The organism is Myxococcus sp. MH1 (assembly GCF_059738865.1).
The window spans coordinates 9,242,925-9,261,740 of record NZ_AP026947.1; the positions used below are offsets into that span (position 1 = coordinate 9,242,925).

General features: G+C 66.5%; 16 protein-coding genes and 1 pseudogene. 6 read left to right on the top strand and 11 right to left on the bottom strand.

From position 1 onward, the window contains the following. Positions 1-6 precede the first annotated feature (6 nt). Positions 7-636: a hypothetical protein gene (locus tag AC6JA9_RS36485; protein ID WP_223747087.1), complete on the bottom strand. Its 630-nt coding sequence runs from the start codon at positions 634-636 to the stop codon at positions 7-9. Between the two features lie 256 nt (positions 637-892). On the opposite strand from AC6JA9_RS36485, the gene AC6JA9_RS36490 reads away from it, so the two are divergent. The 4 genes from AC6JA9_RS36490 (at position 893) to AC6JA9_RS36505 (ending at position 5,732) form a co-directional block, all read left to right on the top strand. Next, complete coding sequence (locus AC6JA9_RS36490; RefSeq protein ID WP_473568696.1) at positions 893-1,351, top strand: DUF3293 domain-containing protein; 459 nt, start codon at positions 893-895, stop codon at positions 1,349-1,351. 121 nt (positions 1,352-1,472) lie between these two features. Further along, positions 1,473-3,428 carry a bifunctional metallophosphatase/5'-nucleotidase gene (locus tag AC6JA9_RS36495; RefSeq protein ID WP_408889107.1) on the top strand — a complete coding sequence of 652 codons (1,956 nt, stop codon included), beginning with the start codon at positions 1,473-1,475 and terminating at the stop codon, positions 3,426-3,428. Between the two features lie 137 nt (positions 3,429-3,565). After that, positions 3,566-5,335, top strand: a complete 1,770-nt coding sequence (locus tag AC6JA9_RS36500) for a bifunctional metallophosphatase/5'-nucleotidase (protein ID WP_497958529.1) — start codon at positions 3,566-3,568, stop codon at positions 5,333-5,335. 205 nt (positions 5,336-5,540) lie between these two features. Further along, positions 5,541-5,732, top strand: a complete 192-nt coding sequence (locus AC6JA9_RS36505) for a hypothetical protein (RefSeq protein WP_497958530.1) — start codon at positions 5,541-5,543, stop codon at positions 5,730-5,732. Between the two features lie 552 nt (positions 5,733-6,284). Here the strand turns inward: AC6JA9_RS36505 and AC6JA9_RS36510 are convergent. The 8 genes from AC6JA9_RS36510 to AC6JA9_RS36545 all read right to left on the bottom strand — a co-directional run bounded on the left by AC6JA9_RS36510 (position 6,285) and on the right by AC6JA9_RS36545 (position 16,022). Further along, a complete protein-coding gene (locus AC6JA9_RS36510) occupies positions 6,285-7,211 on the bottom strand; it encodes a PfkB family carbohydrate kinase (RefSeq protein WP_497958531.1) in 927 nt (308 codons plus the stop codon). A gap of 40 nt (positions 7,212-7,251) precedes the next feature. Continuing rightward, on the bottom strand, positions 7,252-8,925 hold the full coding sequence (locus AC6JA9_RS36515; protein ID WP_497958532.1) for a hypothetical protein: 1,674 nt from the start codon (positions 8,923-8,925) through the stop codon (positions 7,252-7,254). Between the two features lie 61 nt (positions 8,926-8,986). After that, positions 8,987-10,258, bottom strand: a complete 1,272-nt coding sequence (locus AC6JA9_RS36520) for a cation:proton antiporter (RefSeq protein ID WP_497958533.1) — start codon at positions 10,256-10,258, stop codon at positions 8,987-8,989. Positions 10,259-10,447: 189 nt separating this feature from the next. Next, positions 10,448-11,671, bottom strand: a complete 1,224-nt coding sequence (locus AC6JA9_RS36525) for an MFS transporter (protein ID WP_497960812.1) — start codon at positions 11,669-11,671, stop codon at positions 10,448-10,450. A gap of 172 nt (positions 11,672-11,843) precedes the next feature. Further along, positions 11,844-12,446 (bottom strand): histidine phosphatase family protein, encoded by a 603-nt coding sequence (locus tag AC6JA9_RS36530; protein WP_497958534.1) that lies wholly within the window; start codon positions 12,444-12,446, stop codon positions 11,844-11,846. A 39-nt stretch (positions 12,447-12,485) separates the two neighbouring features. After that, the gene (locus AC6JA9_RS36535) at positions 12,486-13,313 is read right to left on the bottom strand and encodes a hypothetical protein (RefSeq protein ID WP_497958535.1); all 828 of its coding nucleotides are present in this window, start codon (positions 13,311-13,313) and stop codon (positions 12,486-12,488) included. A gap of 51 nt (positions 13,314-13,364) precedes the next feature. After that, on the bottom strand, positions 13,365-14,045 hold the full coding sequence (locus AC6JA9_RS36540) for a hypothetical protein (protein ID WP_497958536.1): 681 nt from the start codon (positions 14,043-14,045) through the stop codon (positions 13,365-13,367). A gap of 891 nt (positions 14,046-14,936) precedes the next feature. Beyond that, positions 14,937-16,022, bottom strand: a complete 1,086-nt coding sequence (locus tag AC6JA9_RS36545; protein ID WP_497958537.1) for an IS66 family transposase — start codon at positions 16,020-16,022, stop codon at positions 14,937-14,939. On the opposite strand from AC6JA9_RS36545, the pseudogene AC6JA9_RS36550 reads away from it, so the two are divergent. Both AC6JA9_RS36550 and AC6JA9_RS36555 read left to right on the top strand, forming a co-directional pair. Further along, positions 15,921-17,081: pseudogene (locus AC6JA9_RS36550) on the top strand (IS3 family transposase). The gene AC6JA9_RS36545 and the pseudogene AC6JA9_RS36550 sit on opposite strands and share 102 nt — an antisense overlap. 65 nt (positions 17,082-17,146) lie before the next feature. Further along, positions 17,147-17,401 (top strand): hypothetical protein, encoded by a 255-nt coding sequence (locus AC6JA9_RS36555; RefSeq protein WP_497958538.1) that lies wholly within the window; start codon positions 17,147-17,149, stop codon positions 17,399-17,401. Between the two features lie 144 nt (positions 17,402-17,545). Here AC6JA9_RS36555 and AC6JA9_RS36560 read toward each other — a convergent pair whose 3' ends face one another. Together AC6JA9_RS36560 and clpP are read right to left on the bottom strand one after the other, a co-directional pair. Then, positions 17,546-17,968: a hypothetical protein gene (locus AC6JA9_RS36560; RefSeq protein WP_497958539.1), complete on the bottom strand. Its 423-nt coding sequence runs from the start codon at positions 17,966-17,968 to the stop codon at positions 17,546-17,548. A 184-nt stretch (positions 17,969-18,152) separates the two neighbouring features. Next, positions 18,153-18,761, bottom strand: coding sequence for an ATP-dependent Clp endopeptidase proteolytic subunit ClpP (clpP, locus tag AC6JA9_RS36565; RefSeq protein ID WP_046716258.1), 609 nt, complete (start codon positions 18,759-18,761; stop codon positions 18,153-18,155). Between the last annotated feature and the right edge of the window lie 55 nt (positions 18,762-18,816).

Sequence of the window (18,816 nt, forward strand, 5' to 3'; positions counted from 1 at the left end):
GGCGACTCACTGAAGGACGGCGGGCGCCTGGAAGACCTCGCCGTCGCGGCCCTCCACGCGGAGGCTGGCGCCCTCGGAGGGGCTCACGCGCAGCTCCACGCGCGGCTGGCCCCGGCGGTCCACCAGCAGCAGGCCCGGGGAGCCGTGCTCATCCGCGCCGAGAATCGCGCGGGGTCGGCCATCCGCGTCCGCCAGTTCCAGGCGCGAGGAGCCATCCACCTGGAGGCCCACCGCGAACAGGTCCACGCCCCCTGGCTTGGACAGGGTGAGGCGCGGGGCCTCGTCCGAGTAGACGGTGAGCTCGGCGAGGGACTCGCCCTCCGCGGTGGAGAAGCGCAGCCGGGGCGAGCCGTCCTGGGCCACGCCGAGGAGCGCGCGCGGACGCCCCGCCTGGTCATGCAGCACCAGGCCCGTGGTGCCGGCGTCATCCAGTCCGAGCGACGCGCGCCGCTGTCCGTGCGCATCGTTGAGCACCAGACGCGAGGCCACCAGCTCTCCGCCTCCCAGCGTCGGCGCGGGCTTCAGCGCGGCCACGCCCAGCCCGAGCCCCGCCACCGCGAGCGCCGAGAAGGTCAGCCCCTGCAGCCGCCGGCAGCGGCGCTCCAGTCGCTCCAACCGAGCATCCAGCGAATCCATCTTCGTGCCTCCCGTCGGAGCGCTCCACGCGTCTGACGCACCGCACGTTAGCGGAAGGCGGACCGGGCCGCCCGCGCTCCCGGAGCGTCGCCCCGACCGGACCTGGCCCCCGCCCTCGCGGCGCGCGTCCCCAGGAGCGCTCCGCCCACTGCGTGATTCAAGACACGTGTCGGGGAAGACATGTGACACACCGCGGCTCACGTTGATGAGGCCCGGGGGGCTGACACGGAGGCGGCGCCGACGCGAGAATGCGGGAATGAGACAGCTCGACCAGGAGCGGCTGTTGGGGGCATACCGGGCCACGCGCTACGTCATCCGTCCTCATGCCTCCACCGGAGGCGTGGAGCAGGTGCTGCGAGTCGGCCGGCTCCACCCCGCGCTCGACGCGGAGCTGACCGCGCGCGGCCACCGCGAATGGGCGTTCCTGACCGCGTGGAATCCAGGCTCAAGGCCTCGCGGCAAGGACGAGAACCAGCGAGCCCAGGAACGACTGACTTCCCAGCTGGTCGCGGGCGGCTTCGTCATCGCCCCCGCCATCGGCGAGGCCGAGGACGGGAGCTGGTCCGAGCAGAGCCTCTTCGTCCCGGGCCTGCCTCGCTCGGAGGCGGAGCGCTTCGGTCGCGCCCATGGCCAGGTGGCCATCCTGGTGGGGCGCACCGGAGGCCCCGCGGAGCTGCTGCTGTGCGGCTGCGAAGCGCCGCCGCCCGTTCCTTGAAGCAGGGCCACAGCAGCAACCCCGTGTCGAGACACGGGTTCCACCGTTCCGCCGTGAAGTCGAGCCATCCATCCACGAACCGGGGTAGGTTTCACCGCCCCCGTGCGTTGGAGTTCTCTCGATGCCTCAAGCCACACCGCGCTCGTCCCTTCTGGGAGCGCGCCCCAGCCCCTTCCTGCTCGCCGGAGCGTTCCTCACCGGCATGCTCCTCTTCGTCCATGGCGGCTGCGGAGGTGATGAGCGCGATTGCCGGAACGCCACCGACTGCCGCTACGACAACGGCGCACCGGACGAGGGCAAGGAGTGGGCCTGCGAGGAACAGCGCTGCGTGCAGCACCCCGTCCAGCAGCCGCCCCCGGATGCGGGCACGGACGCGGGGACGCCCGACGCGGGGGCTCCCGACGCGGGAACGCCTGACGCGGGGAGCCCCGACGCGGGGAGGCCCGACGCGGGGGCGCCGGACTCAGGCCCCACCACGGTGAGCATGCAGATCCTGGCCTTCAATGACTTCCACGGGCAGCTCGAGCAGCCCTCGGGCCAGGTTCTGGCGGGCGTGGCCCCCGACGGTGGACCGGTGCGGGTGAACGCGGGCGGCGTGACGTACTTCGCCCGGCACATCGCGGCCCTGCGGGCCACCAACCCCAACACGGTGGTGGTGGCGGCAGGAGACCTCATCGGCGCCTCCCCGCTGCTGTCGGGGCTCTTCCACGACGAGCCCACCATCGAGGCGATGAACCTCATCGGCCTGGACCTGGTCGCGGTGGGCAACCACGAGTTCGACGAGGGCAGCACGGAGCTTTTGCGCATGCAGGCGGGCGGCTGCCACCCGGTGGATGGCTGCCTGGACGGGGATGGCTTCGCGGGCGCGAAGTTCAAGTTCCTGGCGGCCAACGTGGCCACGGGCGTGGACCGCACGCTGTTCCCCCGCTACGACATCCGCGAGTTCGAGGGCGTGAAGGTCGCCTTCATCGGCATGACGTTGGAGGAAACGCCGGCAAGCGTCATTGCCTCGGGCGTGGAGGGGCTCACCTTCAAGGACGAAGTGCAGACGGTGAACGCGCTGGTGCCGGAGCTGCGGCAGCAGGGCATCGAAGCCATCATCGTGGTGGTGCACCAGGGCGGCGTCGCGACCCCGGGCTCCCTGGTGAACGATTGCAAGGGCGCGGGTGCGGACGGCCTCATCTCAGGTGCCATCGTGGGCCTGGTCAAGGGGCTCAACGACGCGGTGGATGTCGTCGTCAGCGGCCACACGCACCAGGCCTACAACTGCGTCATCGATGGCAAGGTCGTCACGAGCGCCTCGTCGATGGGGCAGCTCGTCACGGACATCGACCTGACGTTGAGCAAGGCGACGGGCGACGTCGTGGCGGCGCGAGCGAACAACGTCATCGTCACGCGCGACGTGCAGGAGGTCGGCGCGGTGAAGGAGCTGGTGACGAAGTACCAGGAGCTCGCCACGCCCCTGGCCAACCGGGTCATCGGCTGGGTGGCGCAGACGCTCAGGAACCAGTCGGACTCCTTGGGCCAGTCCACCCTGGGCCTCGTCATCGCGGACTCGCAGCTGGAGGCGACGAAGCCCGCGAACCTGGGTGGGGCGCACGTGGCCTTCATGAACCCGGGCGGCGTGCGCGCGGACATCGTCCAGGGCGAGGTCACCTACGGCGAGGCCTTCACCGCGCAGCCGTTCGGCAACAGCCTGGTCACCATGACGCTGACGGGCGCGCAAATCGATGGGGTGTTGGAGCAACAGTGGCGGCCGTCGGGAGCCACCCTCATGCTGCTTCCGTCGGCGGGCTTCACCTATTCGTTCAGCGCGTCGGCGCCCGTCGGGAGCCGCGTCGACCCGGCGTCCATCCGGATCAACGGCGTGACGGTGGACCCGGCGGCGAACTACCGCGTCACCGCGAACAACTACATCGCGAGTGGGAGTGATGGCTTCTCGGTGTTCACCGAGGGGACGAACCGGCTGACTGGCGCCATGGACGTCGACGCGATGGAGACCTACCTGAAGGCGCGCAGCAGCGCGGCGAACCCGCTCCCCGCCCCGGCGCTCAATCGCGTCACCCGGCTGCCGTAGCGTCGCTCCGGGGGACGGGGCCGTGTCCCTGTCCCCCGCGCGCCACGGGCCTCGAGCGGCCTCCACGAAGACGCGCCAGGGTGCGCCGGGCGGAGTAGGTTCCCGCCCCTGTCCTGACCCTCGAGAGCCCCCTCCTCATGTCACGGTCCACCCCGCGCCTGGGCGCGCTCCCCGGCGTCTTCCTCCTGGCCGGAGCCTTCCTCACCGGCGTGCTCCTGTTCGCCCACGGCGGCTGCCAAGGCGCAGCGCGCGCCCAGCGTCCCACGGCGGACGCGGGCTCCGAGACGGTGAGCGTGCAGCTCCTCGCGTTCAACGACTTCCACGGGCAGCTCGAGCCGCCCGGGGGCAGCACCGGACAGATTCAAACCGGCGTGGCCCCCGACGGCGGTCCGGTGCGAGTGAGCGCGGGCGGCGTGACGTACTTCGCCCGGCACATCGCGGCCATGCGGGCCACCAATCCGAACACGGTGGTGGTGGCGGCGGGAGATCTCATCGGCGCCTCCCCGCTGCTGTCGGGGCTCTTCCACGACGAGCCCACCATCGAGGCGATGAACCTCATCGGCCTGGACCTGGTCGCGGTGGGCAACCACGAGTTCGACGAGGGCAGCACGGAGCTGCTGCGCATGCAGTCCGGCGGCTGCCACCCGCGGGACGGCTGTCAGGACGGGGACGCCTTCGGGGGCGCGCGCTTCAAGTTCCTGGCGGCCAACGTGGCCACGGGCGTGGACCGCACGCTGTTCCCCCGCTACGACGTGCGCGAGTTCGAGGGCGTGAAGGTCGCCTTCATCGGCATGACGCTGGAGGGCACCCCGGAGATCGTCACCCCCACGGGCGTCGCGGGCCTCGTCTTCCTGGACGAGGTGGAGACGGTGAACGCGCTGGTGCCCCAGCTGCGCCAGCAGGGCGTGGAGGCCATCATCGTCGTGGTGCACGAGGGCGGCGTGCCCGCGCCGGGCTCGCTCATCAACGAGTGCCGGGGCACGGGCGAGGGCGGCGGAATCTCCGGCCCCATCGTGGCCATCGCGAAGGGAATCGACGACGCGGTGGACGTCATCGTCACCGGCCACACGCACCAGGCCTACAACTGCGTCATCGACGGCAAGGTCGTCACGAGCGCCGCGTCGGCGGGGCGGCTCGTCACCGACATCGACCTGACCTTGAGCAAGGCGACCGGCGACGTGGTGGAGGCGAAGGCGAACAACCTCATCGTCACGAGGGACGTGACGGAGGACGGGCCGGTGAAGGAGCTGGTGACGCGCTACCAGCGGCTCGCCACACCCCTGGCCAACCGGGTCATCGGCTGGGTGGCCCAGACGCTCAAGACGCCCTTCACCCAGGCGGACCCGGCGGGACAATCCACGCTGGGCTTCGTCATCGCGGACTCGCAGCTCGCGGCGACGCGGGCGGCGAACCTGGGCGGAGCGCGGGTGGCCTTCATGAACCCGGGCGGCGTGCGCGCGGACATCAGCCGTGATTCGAACAACCCCGCGGACAAGGGCGAGGTCACCTTCGGTGAGGCCTTCACCACGCAGCCGTTCGGCAACAGCCTGGTCACCCTGACGCTGACGGGCGCGCAAATCGAGGAGCTGCTGGAGCGACAGTGGCAGCAGGTGGGCCCCAACGTCGTCACCCGCATCCTCCATCCGTCGGCGGGCTTCACGTACGCGTTCAGCGCGTCGGCGCCCATCGGCAGCCGCATCGACCCGGCGTCCATCCGCCTCGACGGCGCGCCGTTGGATGCGGCGGCGACCTACCGCGTGACGGTGAACAACTTCCTCGCGGGCGGCGGGGACGGCTTCGCGGTGCTCACGCAGGGGACGAACCGCCTGGGCGGCGCCATCGACAGCGACGCCCTGGAGGCCTACCGTAACTCCTCGCCGGAGCCCGTCGTGACAAGCGAGGCATGAGGTGAGGAGGTTGTCGCTCCCCGGCAGAGGAGCAAGTGAATGGACTTGGAGCAGATGAGGGAGACGTTGCGAGCGCAGGTGAAGGCGCGAGCGGGAGTGGGAGTGAAGCTGCGGTTCGACGAGGCCTTCCGCACGCAGGCGGTGGAGTACGTGAGGGGCCGGCAAGCGCAAGGGGTGACACAAGACGGGCTCCACGTACGTCAGGTTGCTGGCTCCCAGCACCGCCACGAAGAGCTTCGCCACCCGCACCTCGTTCGTGGCTGCGTCCACCACCCGCACCCCATCTCCGCTGAAGTCCACGAAGCACTTCTCTCCGGCGCGATGCTCCTGGCGCAGGGTGGTGCTGGAGGCCGTCAGCCACCGCCGGTACCTCTCGCAGAAGCGGCTGTACTGGTAGCCGCCCGGCGCTGCCTCCAGGTACTCCTGCCACAGCAGCAGCTTGGTGACGCCCTTCTTCTTCAGCTCCGCATGCACCCGCGCCCAGTCCGGCTCCGGACGCTCCGCCTGCGCCTTCGCGTCCTCAGGGAACAGTAGCGCCGTCAGCGCCACATCATCGTCCAGCTCCGCTGGCAGCGGCCACGGCAGCTTCGCAACCCGTGCCCGTCCCAGGTAGTCGCATACCGTGCCGTTGCCGACGCTCAGGCTCGTCGCAATCGCCCGCGTCGTCAGCTTCGCCTCGAACCGCAACCGGAACAGCTCTCTCAACTTCCTCATGGACAGCCTCTGTGCCGCAATCTCCACCTCCAAATCGGAGGTCGCAGTGGCTGCTGCTGCCCGGCGCCGTCAACGCACCTGTCAACACCACCCACTCCTCACCTGGAGTGGTGCTCGGCTTCACTGGAACGCCTGCTCGGCATCTCCGGAATCGGTGCTCGACATGGCAGGAATGCCTGCTCGGCATCCCCGGAACTGCTGCTCACCTTGCTCCGGAATCGCTGCTCGGCATGGCCTAGAATCGGTGCTCACCTTGCCCCGGTGCACGCATCAAGTGCTGGAGTTCTGTGAAGCGGGCGTGGATCTCTGGGCGGGTAACGGCCTGTAGCCGCTCCAAGCCGAACTTCTCCACGGTGAAGGAGGCCATGACGCTGCCCATCACCATCGCACGGTGCAGCAGGGCGCCGTTCAGGGAGCCGGTGGAGGTGGCCAGGGTGCCCATGAAGCCGCCAGCGAAGGTGTCCCCGGCGCCAGTGGGGTCGAACACCTCGGACAGAGGGAAAGCCGGACAGGCAAAGATGTGCTCCTGATCGAAGAGGAGCGCACCGTACTCACCGCGCTTGACAACCACCCGCTGCGGGCCCATTGCGAGAATGGCCCGGGCGGCCTTCACCACGTTGTGCTCCCCGGCCAACTGCCGCGCCTCTGCGTCGTTGACGAAAAGCAGGTTGACGCGTTTGAGGGTGTTGAGCAGCACCGCCCGGCTGCCCTGGATCCAGAAGTTCATTGTGTCGGCGGCCACCAGCTTCGGCGCCGTTACTTGGTCTAGCACCTGCGACTGTAGCTCCGGTTGGATATTGCCGAGGAATACGTAGGGCGTGTCCCGATAGGCTGTAGGCAGCTTCGGGGAGAAGGCCTGGAAGACGTTGAGCTGGGTGCCCAGCGTCTCCGCCTCGTTCAGTTCCCAGTCGTAGCGCCCCTTCCAGCGGAAGGTGCGGCCCGGCTCGCGGGTGAGCCCCTTCAGGTCGATACCCCGACTCCGGAGGAAGTCGAGGTGCTGCTCGGGGAAATCCTCGCCCACCACCGCCACCACCTGCACCGGCGTGAAGAAGGATGCCGAGGTGGAGAAGTAGGTTGCCGAGCCGCCAAGCACGTCCTCCCTCTGACCGAAGGGCGTTTCCACGGAGTCGAACGCAACGGAACCGACAATGAGAAGTGACATGGAAAACTCAAGAGAGAATGGAGTGGAGAGGCGTCGTGGCTCAGCGTTGCGGGACCGAAGCCTGAAGCTGCCGGTGCAACTCCTCGAATGCTTGGTTCTGGGACACATCACCAGTCACGAGCATGTAGGCTCGATGCACCGGCGGTTTTGGCTCCCTGCCAAGCAGATACTTCGCGTCGGCCTCAGGGAGGATTCGTAGCAGGAACCCGCCGTATGAAAGCCGCTCGAACTCTTCTGGACTTATCCCTGCTCCCTTCAAGTCCTCCGCCAAGACGAAGACCTCATTTTCCAGGGCCCCTGCCAAAGGGAGCTGTCGAAAGCCAGCCTGCGCCAGCCACCCGCGCAGTACCTCGACGTGATGACGGACGTCGGCCATGCGAGGCCCCTCTTCGCTCGCGACCCGGGCCGCGAGCTTTTCGAGGCTTGCCCATTGCTCAGCACGGTCTTGCTTCGCCGGGCCGGCGAGTGCGTCGAGTTGCTTCACCAGGGCCGACCAGTTTCCCGCCTGTCGGGAACGGACCAGAGCGGCGCAGCGCTGGCGGTAGTAGCGCAGGACGCGCTCCGCATCACCGGAGAGATGGAAGAACCGCTCGGACTCCTTAAGCACGGAAGCCGCCTTCTCGAGGTCGTCGGCCACGGTCGCTGCGGGGGCCGCCAACCACCTCGGCAGCGCAAGACTCACCGCTGCGCGCTCATTCGCCGGCATAGCAGCGCCGAGCAGGTCCACAACCTGGTGAATGCGCTTGACGCCTTTGTGCAGTTCGCCCGTGCGGAGATTGTCCTCGGCCACTCCCAGCAACAGCAAAGCGAGGTCGAGCCGCATGCGAACCAGGTCAGCGGAGGCCGGCACCAGCTCTAGCAACCCATTCAGCGACTGCTTCGAGGAAAAGGCAGCGACGAACAGCAGGTCCCGGGGCCGGATGGGCACCCCCGAGCCACCATGGATGGGTACGAAGAGCAGCTTTCGCGTCGTCCCGCCCTGTGCATCTGTGATGCCGACGGAGAAGAAGATCTCGATGGAGGCCTCACGCACTCCGGGAAACATCTCCCGACGGTACTTGATGAGCGTGGAGTTGTAGAGCGACCGGAACCTCGCGGGTAAGGGGAACTCGCCCTCTGAGAAGACGGAGGGGACGCGCTGGCCTCGCTTGTTCTCGAAAGTGGCGTCCAGTGGAGCCGAGGAAGGCTTGTTCAGCAATGCGGACGCCAGGCTCACCGCCACTTTCGCGCGATTCTGAATCTGCCCGTTGGCCGAGAGACCAACGACCTCCAGCGGCACGAGACTCACGTCGCGCTGTTGCGGCAATCGAGCCGTGAAGTCGCCCATCACCGCCTCCATCCGCGTCATCACGAGCTCGGCGCCCGCGAGACTAGCCGGCACGGTCCCAAGGTCGAAGATGGCGAAGAAGTCGAGGTCCCGCCCCACGGACACATACCTTTTGAAGCCCGAGCCGTAGGCTCCCGAAGACCGGAGCCGGACGCCTCGGTCCTCGAGTCCGGCTGCGACCGATTCCAGCTCGTTCTGGATGCGGTCCATCGCAGGCCGCGCGTATGGAACCGCGGTCATGTCGACCTCGGGATGATAGGCTATCCACTCACGTGATTCCGCCGCGCTGGCAGACGCAGCCACTAGGCACATGGCCACGAGCCCCCATACGGCGAGCGGGGTCTCACGCTTCGAAAGTGTTTTCTTCGGGCTGTTGTTCCAGGTCACGAAAGCCTCGTGTCGTGTCATGCGGGTTTACTAGGGCAGATTGAAGCGGGAGGATGTCTCGCTAGCTGGGGGCTGGCGCGTCCGGCCCGACGCGGGGCGCTGGGCCTCCGGAAGATAGAGGGAGGGCCTCGTCGAGGAGGAGTGCCGGCTTGATTCGCTTGAGCCAAGCCTCGGAGGCAATAGCCGTCACAATGGAGGCGAACACAAGCGCAATGAACGTGGATTCACCAATCAAGCCGGAGCTAAGCCCGAGGCTAGCGAGCGCGATGCCGGGCCCTCCACGTGTGTTCAGCACCAGCGCATACGTCAGGGCGACCCGCCGGCTCCGGCGCATCCAATAGACGATCGTGAAGGTGCAGCCCATCTTGATGGTCGAGGACCACGCCAGGAAGGCGAGGATGAGGCGCAGGTCGAAGTCCCTGCGCATATCAAGAGAGAGCCCGGCGACTGCGAAGTAGAGAGGGGTGAGTAGCCGGGACGCCACGGGGTCCGTCCAGCGGCGCAGCGCCTTCACTCCTCCCGCGTGGAGTTGCAGGCTGAATCCCAGGACGAGCGCGGCGAGCATCAGGTGGACGCCAAGCGCCCTGCCAAGCAGCGCCGCAAGGCACCCCACCATGGCTACGAGCAGTGCCTCGCGCGCCAACGCCGGCCATCCGGCGAGCCAGGTCTCCACTCCACTCGCGCACAGCTTCACCAGCAGTATGCATCCGACCGCGAATACGAGCGTGCCCGAGAACGAGAGCAGTAGTGGCATCGCGCTCTGCGCGCCGCCCGACTTCAGGGCTTGGACCGCGCCGAACAGACTCCAGACCACCAAGTCAATCAGGCATGCGAACTCCAGCGTGCCCCGGGCGAAGGATGTGCTGGTAAGGCCCGTGTTGAAGTAGATCTTCGTCAGGAACGGCACCGACGTCACGATGGCCGCTAGGGCGAGTAAGCCTTGGTAGGCGGCGGCGCTTCCCGCCTCCGCCCCCACCTGCGGGTCGGGCGCGATGGCGCTGATGAGCGGCGCAGAAGCGAAGGCGGGCAGCAGACTCAGCAGCGTGCCTATGATGAGCACGGGGATCAGTCGCCCGGGGCCTTCTGTCCCCGCCCGGTTGATGCCGAGCCCCGCCGACGCCATGAGCGCCACCAAGCCTGCGGACGCCAGCGCAGTGAAGGCCTGTGGCAGGGGCGCGCCTTCCTCAGAGCCGATGAGCCCCAGCACGGATGGCCCCAGCAGCACGCCCGCGAGGATGGCACCAATGAGGTCCGGCAGACCTACTCTAACGGCGACCGCCATGAGCAGGGTGGCAATCCCGAGGACCAAGATGATACCCACAAAGAGTTCCATGGCCGTTCCATTTTACATTCCGGGCACACCTCTCCCGTTCCTCCTGGAGAGGCTGAAGAAAGACAAACACAGGTCTTCACGCCGGAGCCCAGCCCTGAAGACGTGGCCGCTCCGGTGCCTGTCAATCCCGGCGGGCCCGTCGCGGACTCCTTGCCGGGTCACCCTCCAGCACTACACTACCCTCCAGCACTACACTTTCGTCCGCGAACCGCCGACCACTTCCGCGCGCTCCCGGTGCGCCAGCATCCAGAACGCCCATAGCGCGGCGGGAATAAGAGCCAAACCGGCGGTCACCCACATCATGTTGGACACGTGCAAGAGACGCCCGGCGACCAGGCTGAAGGCAATGGTTCCGAGGGCATTCATCAGCGTTCGCATCGCGTACTCGGTGCTGAAGACCCGCCCACGGACCTGATTAGGAATCTGCTGCATCAGCAACTGCGTGGAGGAGACCCACATAATGCCGCCGCCGATCCCACGAATGAACATGCCCAGCAGCACCACTCCGAGGTTGGGCATAAGCGCGGTGACACCCAGCCCTACCGCGCTGACTAGGTAGCAAACGACCAGGCTCCTCCTCAGGGCTCGCTCGTCATCGCCCGTCAGCCAGCGCGCGACGAGGGGCCCGATGGCCGTCCCGACGCCTGTGGCTCCGAAGATGAGCCCGATGCTGATGCCACCGGCCTGGCCCAGCGGGAAGTACTGGCTGGCGATGATGACCTGCAGCACGTTGAGCCCGCCGGTGATGAAGAGGGCGTTCACCCCCTTGTGCAGCGCGATGAAGAGCACGTCCAGGTGCTGCCGCAGGTAGATCAGCCCGTCTGCGTACTGCCTCAGAGCTGTGGCCAGGGGGCGCTCGGAAGCGTCCAGGATCGGCTCCGCATGGAAGATGATGATTCGCGAGCACAGGGTGGCTGACACGAGGAAGCTCAGCGCGTCGATGAGGAACGTCACCTGGGTGCCCCACGCGCCAGCCACAACCCCTCCGAGAGCCGCCCCGATCGACTGCATCACCGCGTACGTTGCGGAGCTGAGCGAGCTGGCGACCCCCAGGTGGGCCGGTGGCACCAGCTCCGGTAGGATGGCATTGCGCGCAGGGACGAAGAAGCCACTCAACCCGAGTTGGATGACTGTGAGCGTGTAGAACAGCCACACGTCGCCCGGGTCCCTCACCTGCAGGAATCCTAGCACCACCATGGCTCGACACAGGTCTATCACAATCATGATGTGCTTGCGACTGTATCGGTCCGCGATCACCCCCGCGATGGGGCTGACGAGGAACGGCGCGAGCATCCGTACGACGAACACCGCGCCTACGGCGGTCCCGGACGTCGTGAGCAACCCGATTAGCGAGGCGGAGGCGATGAGGTTGAACCAGTCTCCGAACATGCTAACGATTTCACCGAGCCACATGTTCCTGAAGCTGACGTTAGTTCTGAGTAGCTCGATGTAGCCGGGGGGCCCAGGCTGGGATGGCGGGTTCGCTGTCAAACCAGACAAGACGAGGCTCCAGGGGCGGGACTTCGGTTAGGGGACGGACGGAGCAGCAGGGTGGGCGGGGACATGCTCCACAAAGGTGTTTGGCTCAGATGGTGCGCAGCTCCGGGGGCAGGTGGTCCCAGAGGTTGATGTGAGCCAAGTGCCAGCGACCCCTTCGCCATTCGAGTACAGTCACCGCCGTGTTATAGAGGTTGAAGCAGACGTGCTCGCTGCCTGTGGCCCCTCGCAGCATTGTCTTGATGAGCCCACCATGGGACACCGCGAGCACCGCCCCGCCCGTGATTTCCGAGTGCTCCACCAGTTCCTTCAATATCATCCGAGCCTGCTGACGGAAGACTGCGTACTCCGTAGGCGCCTCGAAGGAGGGGAAGGGCTCGTGCGGCGTCTCACGGTGGGGCAGCTGCGAGGCGACGTGGAACGCCGCCTCGCGCAAGTGGGGGCTGGTCACCAGCGGAAGGTGGAGGGCCTCGGCAACGAGGGCCGCCGTCCTCTGCGCCCGGATGAGCGGGCTGCCCCACACTGAGCACACCTCTAGCCGTGTCCCCTCTGCCACCACAGGCCGGCTCGCGAGCCACTGCGCCAGGCGCCGCGACTGCTCGTTGCCTAGATCCGTCAGCCCCGTGTCCCAGTCGGTGCTCGGCGCAACCTGCCAGGTAGACTGGCCATGCCGTGCGAGATAGATTCTCATGAGCGCCTCACGCCTGCCCTGTCGCGGTATTTCCGGCCATCAGCTCCGCAGGATGTCCAGCGCCTTAGCCGAGCGCTGGTACTTTATGTCCTTCGTGATGCGGACATTGAATGCGTCCGTGAGTGAGGTGGCAAGGGTGTTGATGAGCTCCACCACACGCTGATCCTTCGCTACTTCCGGCGTGATGCGCGGATATATGGCCAGTTCCACCTCGGAGACTGGCTTGCGCTCGCGCTCGTGCTCAGGGAGCCGCAGGTCAGACACGAAGGCGCGGTCGATGCTGCACCGCAGCGCATCCTTATTGTCCAGCCAAGCAAAAAACGTGTAGCGGTAGTCGTCCAGCATGATTGCGGGCGACAGCTCCTCGCCCCGGATGCCGTAGTACCGCTCCAAGAACGTCCCTGGGTGCTCGATGTCCTTACGCGCCAAGAGCCGCTTCACGATGGCCACCGCCTCCGATGAAGAGGGAGCATTCTGGATGGTCCGCTTCTCGTCATCCGCGAAGACGTAGCGGTGGTCCTTGCGCACCGCATGCGCGTCCTCCGCCATCTTGAAAGCGCAGAAGGCGTGAGTGATCTTGTTGCACGAGGTGCGCAGTAGCGCACCTGTGCGCAGGATATGGTGGCCTGCCGTGTCATAGTAGATGGCAGTGTTCAGCGGAGGTGCGACGCGCGCGTTCTCCTTCTCGACGATTTTCGCGCCACGCACCTTCTGGCCGATGGTGGCAATCATGTGATCGAGCCAGCCGTAGTAGGCCTCATTCGAGACGCGATCCATCTCAATCTTGAGTGCGAGCTGGTTGAAGATGACGAGGCTCGCCTGCTTCGAATAGACACTCTCCTCGACGGGTACGCGCAAACTGGTCATGGGAAACGCTCCTGGGTTGAAAACTGGCGAAGGAAAGGAGTGAGGAGACGGTCAGCGACCGAACTCCGTGTAGTCCGGGCGACGGGCCACGGCGGCGATCAACGCCTCGAGCCGACCCCGCACCTCGCAGGGCGTGAACATGGGGTGGACCACCTGCAGGTCGCTGCTAGGATACGCGGTGTTGTATATGTTTGAGAATTGCCGTTGCCGCGGGCCTCGCAACACAAGGGTACACGCCATCTCCTCGCGGGGCAGCACCACTCGGTGGATACTTTCGTACCGGAGGAAGTAGGACTGCCCAGCGTGCTTCGCGGAGGGCGTGACCTTTATCAATGACTCCTCCCCCATGAACGTGTAAAACTTCGAGGCGCCGCGGTTCTCGGGGATGTATTGATATTGGCGGAACGTCATGCCACCCGCTGCCCGCTGGAGGTTCTCGGTGACGAGCTTCCCCGTGAGGATGGTGGACCAGAAGTTGAAGCGGTGGTCGTGGATTAGTTCGTCGTGGAACTCTTTGTCGGAGTACGGTGGTTTCCACAGGTGCAGCGTGAGCCGATAGCCCGTCTGCGCCGCGGAGTCCACAAGGACGATCTTGTCGAAATGGTTGACGTGCCGATACGACAGGCTCGCCACCTCCTCGATCAACGCGGGGTCGTCGAGGATCTGACGGAGAAGGGGGATTATCAAGTCCGGACGCCCTAGTCTGGCGATTAGCTCCAGGTTGCGGTTCATCGTCGCAGAGCCGCCATCCTCCGGTAGCCTATGGATAGTCCGCTCCAGTTCCTTTCGCGATACGCTCTCTTGAATGGTGCAACGCATGATTGACCTGCCCCCCTTTATGTTCACGCGCGGTTGTGTGAATGGGACGCGACCGTTTTGCGTATGGGAGTGACGCCACCTCTAGCGGTGGGCTCAAGGATTTGCCAGTCGCGGATTTTCGGCAAAGCTCTTGGGACTGCGTCAGTGCGCAAAGAGATGTGCCATGTGCAGCCTTTGAGTTTAGTGTCCAGTGCGCCGCGATGCCCCCCGACCAGACGCAAGTCGTCAGTTGGGCGGGTATAGCAGGGATTCGAATGGCTTTCAAGTTCATGCTTGCATTACCTGTCTGGTTGGCTTTGTTCTTAGTTATGGGGCTGGCTTGGTTGGTTGTGTCCGGATCGACGCAAGCATAACCTGATGCGTTGGTTGCTCTGCGGGCCGTGACAAACCAGGCGGATGGGACTGGAAAGGTGCTCCCATAGGGGAGCGCTCTTGTGAGAGTGCCGGCGCGCATGACAGACGACATACATGGCGCCGGGTTGTTCCTAGGCGCTGTACTGCCCCCCCAGGTCGGTCCATCCTCACGAGAGTACCTCCTCGATCGCGGACGGCTGCGTCTTCGAAGACGGCGCGGGAGGCGCATTGCAGCCCCTGGGGCGCAGCCGCAGGGGGCGCCGGACCTGTCTGGCGCACCGCGGGGCCTCCGTAAAGGTGCGCAAGACAAGTGCGGGCATTGGGGCAAAGCGCCCCGGCTGGTCAGGAGAGCTTACCCCGCACCGCATTGGGCTCCTTTGTCCGGGAGGGGAGCCGGAAGCGCAGGCGGAGGACCCGGTGGGCGTCAAGGTAGTTGTCGCGTGAGAGGTTTCAGCCGGCGTGCCGCCCTTCCTTCAGAAGTGGGGTGAGGCAGGGAGCGGGGTTGAGGCGCACGGGACCTGCTGGAGTCCAGTCGCGCGTGCTGCGACTCCAGCGATCGGGATGACGGCGCCGGGCGCGCTGGTACATCTGGTGGCGCTGGGCGAGCAGCGCGGCTTTACGCCGCAAATGCTTGTCGTCGGGTGTGGCGAAGCGATGGCCGAGTGCCCGTAACTGTTCGCCGTGCCCCGTCCAGGTGTGGAGTTGCCCCGTAGAGAGGACCGACAGGAGAGGTCGCCAGGCCTGGCCCTTGGGGAGCGTGGCAGAGCCCGGATTCTCGATGGAGGCGAGCGCAGCGCGCTGCAGATAGCGTCCCGGGTCCTCTCCGCGCAGGCGAGCCGTCTCGATGAGCGAGTAGAAGAGAGCGGCCACCTCGGTGCCTCGCTTCGACTTGCTGCCGTAGTGGTTCTTGCGGCCCATCACCATGTCGCGCATCTGCCGCTCGACGTGGTTGTTGTCGATGGGCACCACGGGATTGCCCAAGAAGACGGTCAGCCCGTCCCACAGCTTCAGCATGTACTCCAGCGCCTTGCGGAACGCGCTGCCCGGGGCGGCTCGCTGGGCCAGTGCCCACTGCCGGATGCTCGCGACGACTGGCGCGGAGCGCTGCTGGCGTACCGCGAGCCGCTGCGCGAGCGCAGTCTGGCGCTCCTCTGCCGTCAGGGCGTACCAGCCGGGTAGGTCCGCCTCAATGGCATACATCTCCGCAATGAGCCGCAGCACTTCTTCGCACGCTGGCGCGAATTGCTTCGCCTCGAAGAATTTACGGCGCACGTGCGCCCAGCAGAAGGCCAGCATCGCTGGGGAGGGCCCGTCCGGGCCGGACTTCGTCGCCGTCTGGTATGCCGCGTACCCATCCACCAGGACGACTCCGGCGTAGTCTGGAGTTGCGTCGGGTTCGTTGAGTCCGTTCAACTGTGGGAGAAGGACCCAACGATGCCGAAACCGAAGCCCCCATACCCGCCGGAGTTCCGAGCACGAATCGTCGAGTTGGCGAAGGCGGGACGGACGACGAGCAGCTTGGCCGAGGAGTTCCACGTCACTGACACGACGGTGCGCAACTGGGTACGCCAGAGCGAACTGGACGAGGGCACGCGACAGGATGGGCTGACGTCGGACGAGAAGCAGGAACTGGGCCGCTTGAGGCGCGAGGTGAAGGTGCTGCGCGAGGAGCGTGACATCCTCTCAAAAGCCGCGGCCTGGTTCGCACAGGAAGGCGTCGGGACGCCCAAGAAGCGTTCCGATTCGTGAGCGAGAACCAGGCTGAGCATGCAGTGTCGACGATGTGCCGGGCGCTGGGCGTCACCGAGGCCGGCTACTACGCCTGGAGGGGCAGGCCCGCCTCAAAGCGGGCCGAGGAGGATACCCACCTCTCCAAGCACATCCACGCCATCCACCAAATGTCGGACGGCACCTATGGCGCACCTCGCGCCCGGGCGGAGCTGGTCGACACGCACGGCCTCCAGGTGGGACGGCGGCGCGTCGCCAGCCTGATGAGAGAGGCCCGGTTGGCGGGAGTCAGTCGGAGGGGATACTGCGTGACGACGAAGCGAGATGACGCGGCACAATCTGCTGCGAACCTGGTGGGGCGCCGATTCGAGGCCCGAAGGCCAACCGAGTTATGGGTTGCCGGCATCACCTACATCCCGACGTGGGCGGGCTCTCTCTACCTGGCTGTCGTCATCGACGTGTGGAGTCGCATGGTGGTGGGCTGGGCCATCGCCACCCACCTGAAGTCGGAGTTGGTCATCGCCGCGCTGAACACTCATCTATGTTCATTTCAACCAGGAGGCGTTGCGACGACCGCTTGAATCCGCCCAATATACCTCGCTGAGCTTCGGGCAGAGGTGCAGGCAGGCAGGAGTTTGTCCTTCCATGGGGAGCGTCGGCGACGCGTACGACAACGCGCTGTGCGAATCCTTCTTCGCGAGCCTCGAGTGCGAGCTGCTCGACCGACGGGCCTTCCGCACTCACGCAGAGGCCAGGATGGCTGTCTTCCAGTACATCGAGGGCTGGTACAACCTGCGCCGGATGCACTCCGCCCTCAGCTACCAGTCTCCTGCTAACTATGAGAAGAGGTACCTAACTGCGGCTTGACCCACCAAGTCGCCGGGACTCAACGAGACCGATGTAACTCCGCGCAACGTCGCAGCATCCTCCAGGTGGCCATCACCGTCTGGAATGCCGTTGTCACCGCGGCCTGGGGCGGGGAAGACTTGCTGCCGGACCTCTACCGCCGGCTCGACGCGCTACCAGAACCGGGCCGCTCCACCGTGCGCGCTACCATCGACATGCTCGTGGCCCGCAAGCGCCAGCTCTTCGCCCGTGACTTGCGTGGCATCGGCGCCTGGGAGCTCCGCCAGACGGCGAACGGTGACGTCTCCCTTTGGGCAGAAGCTCGCGCCCCACGCCGCTGATTCCCGCGCCGCCCCTTTCACGAATTTCCTTGCCGCACCAGACGGGGCGCGGCCAGGAGTTACCAAGAACGAGAGCGCCACACCCTCAACCACCTGGGCGCCCCAGGCAAGGGCGACCTAACTGATCGGCATTGGCCCTAGCCCTCAAGGCACGGGCCCGCGTCCCTGACCGCCGGAGGGCACGTCGCCGCCGCGGCCGGGGACGTTGTCGGGGGACACGGTGGAGCCCGGGAGGATTTCAATCTCCTGGGTGCGCGTCACGCGCCGGGCCACCTCGTCGAACTCCAGCTCGATGCCGCGTCCCGGCTGGTCCTTCAGGCCGAAGCGGATGCGCCAGAAGTTGGGGCGGATCTCCACGGCCTCACCGGCCTCGGAGAGCACCAGGCTGTTGTTGCGGGCGTATTCCTCGCCGGCCTGGATGACGTCACGCTCGCCCAGCTCCGCTTGCACGGAGGCCGAGCTGGGAGGCTGGGGCGGTCGGCCGGTGGGCCCGACACAGCCCGCGCCGGCCAGGAAGGCGGCGGTCAGCAGGAGTCGAGGGAGAGGGCGCGAGCTGAGCCTGGACATGTCCACAAGTTGAGCATGGGACATGCCACCCGCATCCCTGGAGAGCATCTTTAGAGGCGCGCGAGTCTTGCGCCTGCTCGGAGCTCCAGCGCGGAACCTGCGCCCAGGAGGCGTCGGGAATCCGGCGGAGGGTCTCCAGGCGCCCCCGCTCCGCCATGAGGAGCGGGGGTCGCGAGGACTTGCGCTACTTGTTCGACGGCGTCGGGGAGATGAGGCGCTGCTTCTCCACGACCTCGTCGATGAGGCCGTACTGGCGCGCGTCCTCGGCGCTCATGAAGTAGTCGCGCTCGGTGTCCTTCTCGATGCGCTCGACGGTGTGGCCGGTGTGCTTGACGATGAGGCCGTTGATGTAGCTGCGCAGGCGGAGGATTTCCTTGGCCTGGATGTCGATGTCGGTGGCCTGGCCCTGGGCGCCGCCGAGCGGCTGGTGAATCATGATGCGGCTGTTGGGCAGGGCGTAGCGCTTGCCCTTGGCGCCGGCGAGCAGGAGCAGCGCGCCCATGGAGGCGGCCTGTCCCACGCAGATGGTGGACACCGGACACTTCACGTACTGCATGGTGTCGTAGATGGCCAGGCCCGCGGTGACGGAGCCACCGGGCGAGTTGATGTAGAGGTTGATGCCCTTGTCGGGGTCCTCGGACTCGAGGAAGAGCAGCTGGGCGACGATGATGTTGGCCACGTCATCGTTGACGGGCGTGCCCAGCATGATGATGCGGTCCTTGAGGAGCCGGCTGTACAGGTCGTACGCCCGCTCGCCGCGGTGCGTGGTCTCGATGACGAAGGGGACGTTCATGGCTCCCCTACCCTAATCGTCCTGCCGCGCGCGCGCCCGCCCCTTCTTCCCTCAG